Genomic DNA, 14,525 nt, shown 5'->3' on the forward strand with positions numbered 1-14,525 from the left:
GCCGACTCTCCCCCTCCCCCGACTGCTGACCACTGACTGCGGACCGAACGCTGGATCGGAGTATCACGATGGACGGGCTCGTCTCTCAGCGCAGACCGTGGACGTGGCGCCGCGCCCGCGCGACCGTCCTGGCAGCCATGGTGCTGAGCTCCCTGCTCGCCGCCCTGCCCGCGGAAGCCGCGCCGCCGCGCGCGGACAGGGCCGGACGCGGGACTCCCAGCCCCGTGCAGCACGACGCCCCGGTCGAGGTCACCCCGGTGGAGGTGCGGCCGATCGCCGCGGATCCGGCCGCCGCGGCGCAGTGGACGGGGACCCCGTCCGTGAGCTGGCCGGCCGCCGAAACAGCCGACGTGGACCTGACGGCCTGGCTTCCGGGCCGTCCGTCCGGTGCCGTGCAGGCGGGCCGGACGCCGGTGTGGATCGGCGGCGTCGACCCCGCGCGCGATGCGGCCTCGCCCGCCCGGGTCGGCGTCACGGTCCTCTCCCGGGAGACGGCGGCCGCCGCCGGCCTGCCCGCCGCCCTGCTGTTCGACCTCCGCGCAACGGGTGGCGGGGGGAACGCCGCTCGGGTGGCCGTGGAGGTGGACTACTCCTCGTTCCGTCATGCCTTCGGCGGCGACTGGGCCTCCCGGCTCCGGCTGGCCGCCCTCCCGCCCTGTGCGAGCCGCACGCCCGGACGCGCGGAGTGCCGCACCCTGACACCTGTACCCACGCGCAACGATCTCAAGGCGGGCCGGGTGGCAGCGGAGCTGGACCTCCACGGCCCTTCGACCCGGGTCGCCCTGACGGCTGCCCCCGAGGGGGCGACCGGCGACTACAAGGCCACTCCCCTGGCGCCGTCGGCCGACTGGCAGGTGTCGGCGAACAGCGGGACCTTCACCTGGAACTACCCGATGCGCGTTCCCCCGGTTCCCGGCGGCTTGCAGCCCTCGGTATCGCTGAGCTACTCGACCGGCACGGTCGACGGCCGGGTCGCCGCGGCCAACAACCAGCCCTCCTGGGTAGGCGAGGGCTGGGACCTCTGGCCCGGCTACATCACGCGCTCGTTCGCCTCCTGTGCCAACGACACGACCGACGAGCGGAAGAAGACCGGCGACCAGTGCTGGGCCGGTGACCACCACGTGTCGATGGTGAACGGAGGCCGGGCAACGGAGTTCGTCCATGACGCGTCGGGCGCCTGGCGGCCGAAGGACGACGACGGTTCGCGGATCGAGCTGCTCACCGGGGCCTCCAACGACGACCGGTTCGGCGAGCACTGGAAGGTGACCAGCCCGGACGGCACCCAGTACTTCTTCGGGTCCCGGCCGGAGCGCCAGTCCACGTGGACGGTCCCGGTGTTCGGCAACGACGCGGGCGAGCCGTGCCACACCGATACGTTCGCGTCCTCGTGGTGCCAGCGGGCGTGGCGCTGGAACCTCGACCACGTCGTGGACCGGCATGGCGGCACGATCTCGTACCACTACCGCAAGGAGACCAACTCCTACGGCCTGAACATGGCCAAGGGGAAGGCGGAGTACACCAGAGGTGGCCAGTTGGAGCGCGTCGAGTACGGCACCGGGGAGGGTGTGGAGGGGCCTGCCCCCGCCCGTGTCCTGTTCGAGGTGGCCGACCGGTGCGCACCGGACGCGGACTGCGGACAGCACACCTCGCAGAGCTACCCCGACGTGCCCTGGGACCAGAACTGCGCCGCGACGGCCGCGTCCTGCCCGGAGAAGTACTCGCCCACCTTCTGGACCACGAAGCGGCTGGCCAAAGTGACCACCCAGGTGCGCAGCGGCACCGGCTACGCCGACGTCGACTCGTGGTCGCTGCGCCACCTCTTCCCGCTGCCGGGTGACAGGACCAGCCCGGCACTGTGGCTGAGTGACGTCACCCACACGGGGCTGGCCGGCGGACGCGTGAGCATGCCGCCGGTCGAGTTCCACGGAGCGGCGCTGGCCAATCGGGTCGACTCCGCTCCGGACGGGCTTCCGCCGCTGAACAAGTTCCGCCTCCACGCGGTGCACAACGAGGCCGGTGGCGTGTTGAGTCTGGGCTACGCACCGCCGGACTGCCGTCCCTCGGCCCTGCCCACCGCCGAGACGAACACCCTGCGCTGCTTCCCGGTGAACTGGGCCCATGACCAGGGGCAGGCGAGGGACGACTGGTTCCACAAGTACGTCGTCGCGCAGGTGGTGCAGACGGACCGGGTGGGGGGCGCGCCGAGTCAGGTGACCACCTACGAGTATCTCGACGGCGGCGCGTGGCACTACAACGACAACGAACTGATCCCGCGGGAACGCCGGACGTGGTCCCAGTGGCGTGGCTACGAACGGGTGCTGGAGCGCAAGGGGGACCCGACCGACGCGGGCGTGGTCCGCACCGAGAAGGAGTACCGCTACTTCCGCGGCATGCACGGAGACCGGCTCAACCCGGCCGGAGGCACCAAGCCGCCCGTGCTGCTGGAGGACACGGACGGCCGCCGGGTGGAGGACACCGACGGGCTGCAGGGTTTCCTCCGCGGCGAGATCACCCGACGCGGACCGGGCGGCCCGGTGGTCACCGACGTCATCACGGACGCCTGGCGCAAGCAGACCGCCGCCCGTGGCGGGCAGACCGCGGCGATGGTCCGGCCGGGCCGGGTGGTCACCAAGACCGCGCTGGACGAGGGCCGGTGGCGGCGTGCCGAAGTGCACACCCGCTATGACGAGCACGGTCTGGTCTCGGAGACCGACGACCTCGGGGACACGGCGACGGCCGCCGACGACCGCTGTGTGCGCACCGGGTACGTCCGTAACACGTCGAGGTGGCTGCTGTCCCTGGTGAGCCGTAAGGAGACGGTGGCCGTCTCGTGCGGCACCGTCGCCCGCTACCCCGAGCACGCCGTGTCGGACGAGCGCACGTCCTACGACGGAGCGGCGTGGGGCGCCCCGCCGACCTCCGGTGACCCGACCAGGACCGAGCGGGTCGTCTCCTACCGTGACGGCGTCCCCGAGTACGCCGTCAAGGAGCAGGCCCGGCACGACGTCCACGGCCGGGCGGTGGAGACCACCGACGCGCTCGGACACCGGACCACCACCGTCTACGAGCCCGCGACCGGACCGGCGAACAGCACGACCGTCACCGATCCGCTGGGCCACACGACCACCACCGCCCTGCGGGTCGAGTGGGGCGAGCCGCAGTCCGTCACCGATGCCAACGGCCGCCGCACCGATCTGTCGCACGACCCGCTGGGCCGGCTGACCGCGGTGTGGAAACCGGGCCGGGACAAGGGCTCCGACGGGCCGCACCTGCGGTTCCAGTACCTCCTGCGCAAGGACGGGGCGAGCGCGGTCACGACCGAGAAGCTCGTCGGCTCCGGGGACTACACCTCGCAGGTCGCCCTCTACGACGGCCTGCTGAGGCCGCGCCAGACACAGAAGGCGGCCTGGGGCGGCGGCCGGGTGGTCACCGACACGCTGTACGATTCGCGCGGCCTGGCCGTGCACACCAACAATCCGTACAACACGACCGGCGCCCAGGGCCCCGACCTGGTGAAGGCCGATCCCATCGCGGTCCCGTCACAGGTGCTCACCGAGTACGACGGAGCCGAGCGGGTGACCGCCTCGGTGACCAAGACCCCCGGCCGCGAGTGGCGGACCGTCACCCGGCACCACGGGGACCACACGGACGTCGTCCCGCCGGCGGGCGGCACCACCACGTCCACGTACGTCGACGCCAGGGGCCGCACCACCCAGCTGCGCCAGTTCCACGGCACGCAGCCGCTCGGCGCCCACGACACCACGAGCTACACCTACGCCAAGGGCGGCGAGGTCGAGACGGTCACCGACGCCGCGGGCAACGTGCTGCGCTACGTCCACGACCTGTCCGGGCTCCGCGTCGAGGCGCACGACCCCGACAAGGGCACCACCCGGATGACGTACGACAACGCCGGGCAGCTGCGCACTCGTACCGACTCGCGCGGGAAGACGACCGTCCACTCCTACGACGCCCTGGGGCGGCGGACCGCCGTCCGGTCAGGCTCGGAGAGCGGCCCGCTCCTCGCGGAGTGGACGTACGACACCGTCCCCGACGACAGCGGGCGCCCCCTCAAGGGCCTGCTCGCCTCCTCCGTCCGTCACACCGACGAGGGTGCCTACCGCACCGTCGTGACCGGGTACGACGCGGGGAACCGGACCACCGGCACGGTCCTGACCCTGCCCGAGGGCGAGGCAGGCCTGCCTCGCAGCTACGAGACGGTCACCGCCTACCACCCCGACGGCAGCCTCGCCAGTCAGCGCCTGCCACAGGTCGGCGACCTGCCCGCGGAGACCCTGGTGTACCGCTACGACGCCCTCGGTCTGCTCAAGACGCTGACCTCTTCGGCCGGCCAGTACATCAAGAACATGCACTACACGGCGTTCGGCGAGCCGGCCCGTCTGTCGCAGGGTCCGGAAGGCGGTTCGCTGTGGCAGAGCACGTACTACGAGCCCGGCACGCGCAGGGTCGAGCGCACGCTGACGGAGCGGGAGAGCGGATCGCTCAGGGTGGACGAGACGACCTACGGCTACGACCCGGTCGGCAACGTGACCCGGATCCGCAGCGACTCGCCGGACGGCGTGGACACCCAGTGCTTCGTCCACGACCATCTGCGGCGCACGAAGGAGGCGTGGACACCGGCCGGTGACTGCCAGGGCGCGCCGGGGAGCTCCGTCGGCGGGCCCGCGCCCTACTGGGCCGGCTTCACCTATGACCCGGCGGGCAACCGGCGCACCGAGACCCGGCACGGCCTCGCCGGTGCGGCCGACACCGTCCGGACCTACCACTACCCCGAGCCGGGCACGGCCCAGCCGCACACCGTACGGTCGGTGACCACGACCGGACCGAAGGGCGGCCCGGCCACGGGCTCGGCAGCCCCCGTCGAGGAGGCCCAGGTCTACGCGTACAGCCCCACCGGAGCGACCACACTGCGCCCCGGTCCTTCCGGGAGGGCGCAGAAGCTGACGTGGGACGTGGAGGACCGGCTGACCACCGTGGAAGAGGACGGGCGGACGACGTCGTACGTCTACGACACCGAAGGAACCCGGCTGATCACCCGGGACGTCGGCGGGCGCACCCTTCACCTGCCCGTCGGGGAACTGCGCGCCGACACCACCGGCGGCCGGCTGCGCGGTACCCGTTACTACGCGGACGGCAAGGACCGGATCATCGCCGTCCGGGTCGGGACGCGGGTCAGCTACCAGGTCAGCGACCTGCACGGGACGGGGACCGTCGCCGTCGACGCGGTGACGCTGGCGCCGACCCGCCGGAGGCTCGACCCGTTCGGGCTTCCCCGGCGGGTCGCCGCCGCGCCGGACACCGTACAGCCGGCCCTGCCGGGTCGCCGGGGCTTCGTGGGCGGTACCGAGGACGCCGTCACCGGGCTCACCCGGCTCGGTGCCCGCGACTACGACCCGGGGACCGGCAAGTTCCTGTCGGTCGATCCGATGGTCAATCCGATGGACCCGCAGTCCCTGAACGGCTTCGCTTATTCGAACAACAACCCGGCCAGTTTCAACGACAGCACCGGTCTGTCGGTCTGCGCGCTGGTCGACTCGCCCGGCGGTGCCCGCTGCATCAACACCGGTCTGACCCGTCCGCCGCTGAGGATCGAGAACGTGCCTCCGTCGTCGACGTACGGTCACCGGTGCCTCGGGCCGCTGCGCTGCGACAACCCCCTGGACAGGAAGCCAGGCGGCTTCGGCCGCATGGATCTCTGCTCGGAGAGGGCGTCGGCCTCCTCCGTGGGCTGCGCCGCCATGCGCGACCGCGACCGAGAGGCGAGGCAGGAGGCCGAGAAGCAGCGGCGCGCCCGTGAGGAGGCCGAGCGGCGCGAGGCCGCCCGCCGGAACATGCAGGGAAGCATGATGGAGTGCACGTCCTTCTCCGTCTCGCTCTTCATCGTCGGGTTCGGGTTCGAGTACTGCAGTGGCCATGACGCCGCCGGACCCGGCGGGAGCTTCTCCGTCAAGGTGTCGGGCGGTTGGGGACTACCCGGCGTCAGCGTCGCCAAGATGGTCAAGGGCAGCGAGGGTGGCATCGACGAACCCGGGACCCTGACCATCAGCAAGGACCTCTCCGCGACCACCGGCCACCTGGGCATCGGGATCGACGGCTCCGTCACCACGTCGACGCGCGACGGCACCCTCACGGGAGGAACCGGAATGTCGTGGGGAATCGGAGGCCCACGGGTATCGGCCGGCGTCGAGTTCGGTTGGAGCTTCCGGTGACGGATGCCATCGACGCACACTGCGGCGGTCCCGCCCGCGAGCACGAGGCCTGCGCCGATCGGCTCACGCGCGAGCGATGCCGGGCCGACCACGGCCCGGACAGCCGCCGACCTCGGCCGGGGAAGGGACGAGCGGGCCGTATTGAGGCGCCGGTCTCTCCGGTCAGCCGGGACCTGTCGGAACCACCGCCGCTCCGTCTCGTACCGACTCGCGAGCACCCCAGGGCTTGCTCCGACCCGAGCGGTCGAAGGGGACGCCGCCGAGCGCCGCGGCCTGTGCGGTGACGGCGGCGAGGCGGTCCGCCACCTGGCCGCCGCGGCGTATCTGCGCCTCTGTGAGCGGGATCCAGAAAGGCGGCCACACAGTGGTTGGAGGCCCGAGTGCCGGAAGTCCTCGCAGGGCTGGTGTGAGAGCTGCCAGCGCTCTCGACGGGGCCGCCGTCGGCGTGGCCTGATCCCCGAGACCGGAAACACACTGTTACGACCCGCGGACACACCGTAGAAACGGGCTGTCGTCTTCCACTGATCGTCTTTCGATCCAAGGAGCCCAGCATGACCCGTTTCCGCACCACCACGATGGTTCTCGCCGCCGCCGCGATGGTCACCCTTGCCGCCGCACCCGCCCAGGCGGCCCCCGGTGACGTGACGACCACCTGCGCGAGCACCGCTACGCCGTACGGCTACGTCGACGTCAGCTGGGGGTACAGCGCCAGCTGCGGCACCCAGAACTTCAACCCGAACATCAAGCAGATAAAGCAGCTCACCGGCCTGCCCATAGGCACCGTCGTCGAGGCCTGTGGGTCCACCTACTACCCGGCCGGCTGGGTCCAGACCAGCTCCTACTACTCGAGTTCCTGCGTCGCGTGGCCCAACTCCGGTTTCAACAACAACGCCTGGACCCTCAAGCGCGTCTCCTGATCGCACCTTCCGAGAGCGGCCCGCCTCGCGAGCGGATCGAGCGAGGCGGGCGCACATGTCGATGCCGCCTGAGGGGGCGCCCGGCTCTTCACCCTCCTCGACGATCTCTCGCGCCGCTCCTGGCGAGTGATCGACGACACCGAATGGCGTGACATGGCACGCGCAGACGTCGCCTCCGCACGACAACAGGCAGAGCGCGGTCCCGGCTCCTTGGCGGTAGGACGACCACAGCCTCGGGTCCGGCCGCCGAGCGCACGGGACATGCGGGACATGGATGACTCCCAGAACTTCCCATCCCACGCCGGCTTCTCCGCACCCCATACGCCACCTCTGCCGGCGCCGCCTGCACCTTCGCTGTCCCTCACGAAGATCCGGGCCGTACGCGGTCCAGTGCCCCGACAATGACGCGATTGACCATCATTCGCGCTGGTCAGGGGGATGCTTACGCTGTACCACCAGCGGACGATGAGCCTGCTGGTCAGCTACTCGCCGACCGCCCCACACCAGCACCTCGGTGCCGCTCGCCGTGCGCCCGCGGAACCGCCGACCGACGCCACTGCCTGGTCGGCATGAGGTGCACCACAGGGACCTTCGAAGGCAGGTCGGGCACTTCCGTGCGTGCCGTGCGCTCTGGTAGACGTGGTGGCGTACTTGTTCGATTCGCCCTGAAAGCACACCCATGAACCACGACCACGGTCCTCGTTCCGACCTCGTCGGCTTCAGTATCGACCTCACCGTCGAGGAGGCACGCCGGCGTGCCGAGGTCGTGGCAGCCCTGGGGCCCGACTGGGACCCCGTGGCCGTGCTGCGTGAGGAGGAGGCGGCGCACGCCCTGCTGTACTCGGGATTGGACGAGGAGCAGCAGAGGCTTCACGCGACGCTGGTCGCGGCCGGTGTGCTGCCCGGGGAGGTGCCGGGCCGTGCGTCTTCCGCTTGACCCCCACGCGGACCCGGCTCGGCGGGCCTGGGTCGCCTGTCCCGGCTGCGACGACGCCCGTGACTGCGCGACCTGCCTGGACCGGCGGAACTGCCGGAGCCACTGGCGCTATCTGATCGGGAACAACGGCCTCCGGGTCCACCTGCAGTGTCCGAACTGCACCCACACGTGGACCCTCGACACCTCCCGTGGGCGACGCGGCCGCCTGGCCTGAGCTCAGCAGATCCGCGGCAACTGCTCTCCGAGCGGCATGTCGACGACGCGGGTGCCGCCGAGTCCGGTACGAGCCACCACCATGCCCGGGTGGGTCTCGACCGCCTCGCCGATCACCGCCGCTCCGGTGCCCAGGGGGTGGGCGCGCATCGCGGCCAGTACGGCGTCGGCGTGCTCACGCGGGACGAAGGCGACGAGCTTGCCCTCGTTCGCCACGTACATGGGGTCGAGGCCGAGCACCGCGCAGGCGTTGCCGACCGCTTCGGGGACCGGGACAGCGCGCTCCTGGATGACGACGCCCGTGCCCGACGCCGCCGCGATCTCGTTCAGCGAGGCGGCCAGGCCCCCGCGCGTGGGGTCGCGCAGCACGTGCAGGTCCCGCGTGACGGCGAGCATCGCCTCGACAAGGCCGCCGAGCGGTGCGCAGTCGCTGTTGATCTCGACACCGAATTCGAGGCCCTCCCGCACACTCATGATCGCCACGCCGTGCATGCCGATCGAGCCGCTCACGATCACCACGTCTCCGGGCACCACTCGCTGCGGGCGCAGGTCGACTCCGTCGGGGATCAGCCCGATCCCCGAGGTGTTGATGTAGACGCCGTCGCCGTGACCGGCCTCCACGACCTTGGTGTCACCCGTGACGACCTGAACGCCGGCCACGCGCGCCGCCTCACCGAGGGCTTGCGCGACGCGGGCGACCACGTCGGTCTCGACGCCTTCCTCCAGGATGAACCCGCAGGAGAGGTGGCTCGCCCGGGCACCGCTCATGGCGAGGTCGTTCACGGTGCCGTTGACGGCGAGGTCGCCGATGCTGCCGCCGGGGAAGAACAGGGGGCGCACCACGAAGGAGTCCGTGGAGAACGCCAGGCGGGCGCCGCCGATCCGGATCTCGGCCGCGTCCGCGGTGTGGGCGAGGGCCGGTCCGCCGTAGGCGGGGGCGAAGACACCCTCGATCAGTTCGGCGGACAGTGCTCCTCCGCCGCCGTGGCCCATGACGATGCGCGGTCGGTCGCGCAGTGGCGTCGGACAGGTCCAGGCGAGCATGTCGGGTGCCGGCTGCGCGGCGTCGACCGCTGGGGTGGTGCTGACGGTGTCAGGCAAGGGGGCTGCCCTCCAGGGAAGCGGTGACCGGGGACGGGGTGCCGGAGGCCGTGCGGGCCGACGCGGGAGGCCGCTGTCCCGGGGTTCCCGCGTCGAGCCGCCGGTAGAGGTAGTAAGCAGCGCAGGCGCCCTCGCTGGACACCATCGTGGCGCCGAGCGGGGAGCGGGGCGTGCAGGTGGTGCCGAACGCCTCGCACTCGTTCGGTTTCAGCAGGCCCTGGAGGACTTCGCCGCTGCGGCACTCGGCGGGCTCGCGGGTGTCGATCCCCTCGACGGAGAAACGGTGCTCGGCGTCGTGGTCACGGTAGCGTTCGGACAGGCGCCAGCCGCTGTCCGGGATGACGCCGATGCCGCGCCAGGCCCGGTCGGCGACCTCGAAGACGTCGCTCAGCATCGCCTGTGCCGCCGGATTGCCCTCGGCTGTCACGGCGCGCTGATAGGCGTTCTCGACCCTGTGCTCGCCCTGCTCCAGCTGGAGCAGGGTCCTGCGTACGCCTTCCAGGATGTCCAGCGGCTCGAATCCGGTGACCACGATCGGCACCCGGTGGCGTCGCGCGAGCTCCGGGTACTCGGCCGTGCCCATCACGCTGCAGACGTGGCCGGCGGCGAGGAAACCCTGGACGCGGCAGTCAGGGGACCGCATGATCGCGTCGATCGCCGGAGGGACGCGGACGTGGGACACGAGCAGGCTGAAGTTGCGGATGTTCCGCTTGCGCGCCTGATGGACCGTCATCGCGTTGGGCGGCGCCGTGGTCTCGAAGCCGATGCCGAAGAAGACCACCTCCCGGTCGGGGTTCTGCTCGGCGATCCGCAGCGCGTCCAGAGGAGAGTAGACCACCCTGACGTCGCCGCCCTGCCCGCGGACCTGGAACAGGTCGCGGCCCGTGCCGGGCACGCGGAGCATGTCGCCGAAGGAGCAGAAGATCACCCCTGGCCGGGAAGCGATCTCCAGGGCCTTGTCGATCATCTCCAGCGGGGTGACGCAGACCGGACAGCCCGGGCCGTGGATCAGCTCGATCTCGGGCGGCAGAAGCTGGTCGATGCCGTGCCGGATGATGCTGTGGGTCTGGCCGCCGCAGACTTCCATCAGGGCCCAGGGGCGTGTCACCGTCGCGCGGATCTCGTCGAGCAGCCGGCCTGCCAGGTCCGGGTTCTGGAACTCGTCGATGTACTTCACGGCCGTACCTCCCCGCGGACGCCGTCCTGCGCCTGCCACTCGCTGCCCGCGGCCTCGGCGGCCTCCCACGGGTCTCCGAACTCCTCCTGGAGCAGGCCGAGGGTCTCGAACAGCTCCAGCGTCCGCCGGGCCGACTCCTCGTCGAGCTTCTGGAGGGCGAAGCCCACGTGCACGATGGCGTACTCACCGGGCTTCAGGTCCGGCAGGTACTCCAGGCACACCTCCTTGACCACGCCGCCGAAGTCGACGGTGGCCATGCGGGTGCCGTCCCGGACCTCGACGTCCAGCACTTTTCCGGGTACCGCCAGGCACATGGTGTCTCCTCACTTTCGCTCTCGTCGTGGCGTGCCGGGGGCCGCCCCGTCCGTGGTCCGGGCGGCCACGACGAGCTGGCCCAGAGCCAGCCCGCCGTCGTTCGGCGGGATCCGACGGTGGCGCAGGACGGTGAAGCCGTCCTGCCGCAGTCCTTCGGCGCAGGCCGAGGAGAGCACCGTGTTGGCGAACACTCCTCCGGTCAGGGCGACGGTCTCCACGCCGGTCTCGCCGCGGGCGGCGGCGCAGACCACTCTCACCAGTCGGGCCACGGCCCGGTGGAACCGCGCCGCGACGACGGCTGCGGGGGTTCCGTCCAGCACGTCGGCGACCACCGCCGCCAGAAGAGGTGCGGGGTCGGCGGTGAGCGGGGCACCGGTCCGCGGCGAGCCGAGCCGGAAGACGTAGCGTGCGTCCTCGTCCACGGCGGGAGCGCGCAGGGCCGCGGCCTCCAGCTCGATCGCGGCCTGCGCCTCGTATCCCGCGTGCTGGCAGATCCCCACGATCGAGGAGACGGCGTCGAAGAGGCGCCCCATGCTGGACGTGGGAACGCAGTTCAGCTCGCGCTCCAACTGCCTTTCCAGCAGGGATAGTTCCCCGGGCTGACAGGCTCGCGTGCAGGGCAGGCCCCGGTCGGCGGCGAGGCCCGCGGCCCGTAGGTGGGACAGGGCCATGCGGTACGGCCGTCGTACGGCCGCGTCACCGCCCGGCAGGGGTACGCAGGCCAGGTGCGCGAACCGTCGGAATCCGGCGTAGTCCGCGAGAAGGAACTCACCGCCCCACACGGCGCCGTCGAGACCGTAGCCGGTGCCGTCGAAGGCCACGCCGATCACGGGACGCGTGCCGTCGAGACCGTTCTCGGCCATCGCCGCCGCGACGTGCGCGTGGTGGTGTTGTACCGGGACGACGGGCCGTCCCGCCGCGTGTTCGCGCGCCCAGCGGGTGGACCGGTAGGCCGGGTGGCGGTCGGCGGCGAGCAGTCCGGGCCGCACGCCCGTCACGGACTCGAGCTGACCCTCGGCGGAGGCGAAGGCGAGCTGCGTGGCGAGGTCGTCCATGTCCCCGATGTGGGCGGAGAGCCATGCCTGACGTCCGGCGCCGAGACAGAAGGTGTTCTTCAGGTCACCTCCGACGGCGAGTGCGGGAGCGACGTCGACGGGCAGCACGACCGGCAACGGTGCGTAGCCCCGGGAGCGGCGCAGCGTCAGCTGTTCGCCGTCGCAGACGCGGACGACGGAGTCGTCGCAGGGCACATGGATCGGTCGGTCGTGCAGCAGCCAGGCGTCCGCCAGACCGGCGAGCCTGGTAAGCGCCTCCGCGTCGTCCGTGACGATGGGTTCGCCCGCGAGATTGCCGCTGGTCATCACCAGCAGGCGGGGCCCTTCCCGGTCCGCCGAGCCGAGCCCGAGGAGGAGGTGGTGCACCGGGGTGTACGGGAACATGAAGCCGAGGTCCGGGCTGCCCGGCGCCACCTCCCGCGCCGGTGCGGCCCCGTGGCGCGGCCGGGCGTCGTGGCGGCGGCGCAGCAGGACGACGGGCCGGACGGAGCCGGTGAGGAGTTCGCGTTCGAGCGTGCCGAGGTGGACGAGGGGCTCGATGTCGGCGAGGTCCGCGGCCATCATCGCGAACGGTTTGTCACCGCGCGCCTTGCGGCGGCGCAGTTCGGCCACCGCGTCCGGGTTCGTCGCGTCGCAGGCCAGGTGATAGCCGCCGAGGCCCTTGACGGCGAGGATCGCGCCGGAGGCGAGCATCCTGCGCGCGGCTGCGACCGGGGCGTTGCCGGAGTCGGAGGAGAGGCGGACGTTCTGCTCGGGGCCGGACGGTGCTGGACCGTCAGGCGCCGTGACCAGCCGCAGCCGGGGACCACAGCGGGGGCAGGCGACGGGCTGCGCGTGGAAGCGCCGGTCGGCCGGGTCCGCGTACTCCCGGGCGCAGTCCGGACACATCGGGAAGCCGGCCATGGTGGTGTGGGCCCGGTCGTAGGGCAGTCCCGTCACGATCGTGAACCGCGGGCCGCAGTTGGTGCAGGTGATGAAGGGGTGCAGATACCGCCGGTCGGCCGGGTCGGCGAGCTCCGCGAGGCAGTCGTCGCAGGTGGCCGTGTCCGGCGGGACGAGCGTGCGGACGGCGCCGCCCTGGCGGGAGGGCACGATCGTGAATCCGCTGCCGCCGCTCGCGGCCACCTCGGCCGTCTCGACCGACTCCACCCAGGCCATGGGCGGGGCGTCGGGCGCGAGGCGGGCGCAGAAGGAGGCGACGTCCTCGGGGGCTCCCTCGACCTCCGCGACGACGCCGTCCGCCGTGTTGGTGACGTGACCGGACAGACGCAGCCCGGTGGCGAGGGCGTGGACGAAAGGCCGGAAGCCCACGCCCTGCACGACACCGCGGACGACCACACGGCTGCGCAGCGGGGCCGTGGCGGGTGCGGGTCCGGGTCGCGCCGTGCTCACGCGCCGGCCCGGGCCATCACCGGGGTGTGGACTCGGTTCCCCTCGGTCGCGGCGAGGGCCCGGTCGAGGAGTGCTCCGGCGCCCCGGCCGTCACGCACCGAGCTGAGGACGACCTCGACTCCGGGGTTGACCTGCTGCACGTGGGCGCGGAAGGCCGTCTCGTCGAACTCCGCCGCCTCGGCCATGTCGGTCTTGGTGACGATCACCAACTGGGCGAGGCCGAACGCGGTGGGGTACTTGAGCGGCTTGTCCTCCCCTTCGGTGACGGAGGCGAGCACCACGCGGAGGGACTCCCCCAGGTCGTAGCCGGCGGGGCAGACGAGATTGCCGACGTTCTCGACGAACAGCAGCCGGGTGGACTCGGGCAGCCAGTCGTGCAGGTGCCGGGCGACCATGTCGGCCTCCAGGTGGCAGAGGCCGTCGGTGAGCACCTGCTTGACGGGGACGCCCGAGCGGGCCAGACGGCGGGCGTCGTTCTCCGTGGCCAGGTCGGCGGTGAGCGCGGCGGCGGCGACGCCCCGTTCGCCGGCGAGGCGCAGTTCACGCTCCAGCAGGGCGGTCTTGCCGCTTCCGGGGCTGGAGAGCAGATTGACCACCGTGGTGCCGCGGGAGGTCAGTTCGGTACGCAGGATCTGTGCCGCGGCCTCGTTCTTGGCGAGGACGGCGCGCTGGAGATCGACGGCTCGGCACATGCTCAGCTCTCCTCGGTGATCGGTCGGCGATGTCGTTCGTGCGTCGTCTCGGGGCCGGCCCAGCGGACCTCCCGGATCCGGAGTTCGCGGCCGGAGACGAGTTCGTCGGCTGCGCCGCCGCAGCCGGGGCAGAGCAGCCGGGGCGGCATGCCGACCGCCCAGTCCTCGGCGCAGGGTTCGCAGCGCGCGGTGCCCGGGACGGTACGGGTGATCAGCTCGGCGCCCTCGACGACGGTTCCGGCGCAGGCGAGTTCGAAGCAGAAGGCGAGGGCGTCGGCGACGACGCCGGCCAGTTCGCCCACGTCCAGCTCGATGCTGCTGACACCGAGGGCCCCGCGGGACTTCGCCGCGCTCTCGACCTGATCCACGACCGCGACCGCGAGGGACATCTCGTGCATCGGTCTCCGTCCTGGGCGCGGGTGGGTCTCGGGCGCCATTAGAGGCCGGGCGGCGGCGGAGTCCTGCCCGGCGCGCCGGGACCGCACGGCGGTGTCGTCCG

10 protein-coding genes are annotated in these 14,525 nt (G+C 72.0%); 4 read left to right on the forward strand and 6 right to left on the reverse strand.

Going from position 1 to position 14,525, the window contains the following annotated elements; translation table 11 throughout:
* Positions 1 to 68 precede the first annotated feature (68 nt).
* From ACFY8W_RS01435 to ACFY8W_RS01450, 4 genes are all read left to right on the forward strand, one after another.
* Positions 69 to 6,227, forward strand: coding sequence for an RHS repeat-associated core domain-containing protein (locus ACFY8W_RS01435; RefSeq protein WP_391098732.1), 6,159 nt, complete (start codon positions 69 to 71; stop codon positions 6,225 to 6,227).
* A 551-nt stretch (positions 6,228 to 6,778) separates the two neighbouring features.
* The gene (locus tag ACFY8W_RS01440) at positions 6,779 to 7,144 is read left to right on the forward strand and encodes a hypothetical protein (protein WP_391098735.1); all 366 of its coding nucleotides are present in this window, start codon (positions 6,779 to 6,781) and stop codon (positions 7,142 to 7,144) included.
* Positions 7,145 to 7,823: 679 nt separating this feature from the next.
* Complete coding sequence (locus tag ACFY8W_RS01445) at positions 7,824 to 8,081, forward strand: DUF6400 family protein (RefSeq protein ID WP_391098737.1); 258 nt, start codon at positions 7,824 to 7,826, stop codon at positions 8,079 to 8,081.
* Positions 8,065 to 8,295, forward strand: coding sequence for a hypothetical protein (locus tag ACFY8W_RS01450; RefSeq protein ID WP_391098740.1), 231 nt, complete (start codon positions 8,065 to 8,067; stop codon positions 8,293 to 8,295). Before ACFY8W_RS01445 ends, ACFY8W_RS01450 begins: the two co-directional genes overlap by 17 nt.
* Positions 8,296 to 8,297: 2 nt before the next feature.
* Here ACFY8W_RS01450 and hypE read toward each other — a convergent pair whose 3' ends face one another.
* The 6 genes from hypE to ACFY8W_RS01480 are packed head-to-tail and all read right to left on the reverse strand — an operon-like array spanning position 8,298 to position 14,424.
* Positions 8,298 to 9,338, reverse strand: coding sequence for a hydrogenase expression/formation protein HypE (gene hypE, locus ACFY8W_RS01455; RefSeq protein ID WP_391101653.1), 1,041 nt, complete (start codon positions 9,336 to 9,338; stop codon positions 8,298 to 8,300).
* Between the two features lie 49 nt (positions 9,339 to 9,387).
* Positions 9,388 to 10,572 (reverse strand): hydrogenase formation protein HypD, encoded by a 1,185-nt coding sequence (gene hypD, locus ACFY8W_RS01460; RefSeq protein WP_391098743.1) that lies wholly within the window; start codon positions 10,570 to 10,572, stop codon positions 9,388 to 9,390.
* Positions 10,569 to 10,886: a HypC/HybG/HupF family hydrogenase formation chaperone gene (locus ACFY8W_RS01465; protein ID WP_391098745.1), complete on the reverse strand. Its 318-nt coding sequence runs from the start codon at positions 10,884 to 10,886 to the stop codon at positions 10,569 to 10,571. The genes hypD and ACFY8W_RS01465 overlap by 4 nt, the downstream gene beginning before the upstream one ends.
* Positions 10,887 to 10,895: 9 nt before the next feature.
* The gene (gene hypF, locus ACFY8W_RS01470; RefSeq protein WP_391098747.1) at positions 10,896 to 13,334 is read right to left on the reverse strand and encodes a carbamoyltransferase HypF; all 2,439 of its coding nucleotides are present in this window, start codon (positions 13,332 to 13,334) and stop codon (positions 10,896 to 10,898) included.
* Complete coding sequence (gene hypB, locus ACFY8W_RS01475; RefSeq protein ID WP_391098750.1) at positions 13,331 to 14,026, reverse strand: hydrogenase nickel incorporation protein HypB; 696 nt, start codon at positions 14,024 to 14,026, stop codon at positions 13,331 to 13,333. The genes hypF and hypB overlap by 4 nt, the downstream gene beginning before the upstream one ends.
* Before the next feature lie 2 nt (positions 14,027 to 14,028).
* The gene (locus tag ACFY8W_RS01480; RefSeq protein WP_391098753.1) at positions 14,029 to 14,424 is read right to left on the reverse strand and encodes a hydrogenase/urease maturation nickel metallochaperone HypA; all 396 of its coding nucleotides are present in this window, start codon (positions 14,422 to 14,424) and stop codon (positions 14,029 to 14,031) included.
* Positions 14,425 to 14,525: the final 101 nt, after the last annotated feature.

Source organism: Streptomyces sp. NPDC012637, assembly GCF_042954805.1.
Taxonomy (GTDB): Bacteria; Actinomycetota; Actinomycetes; order Streptomycetales; family Streptomycetaceae; genus Streptomyces.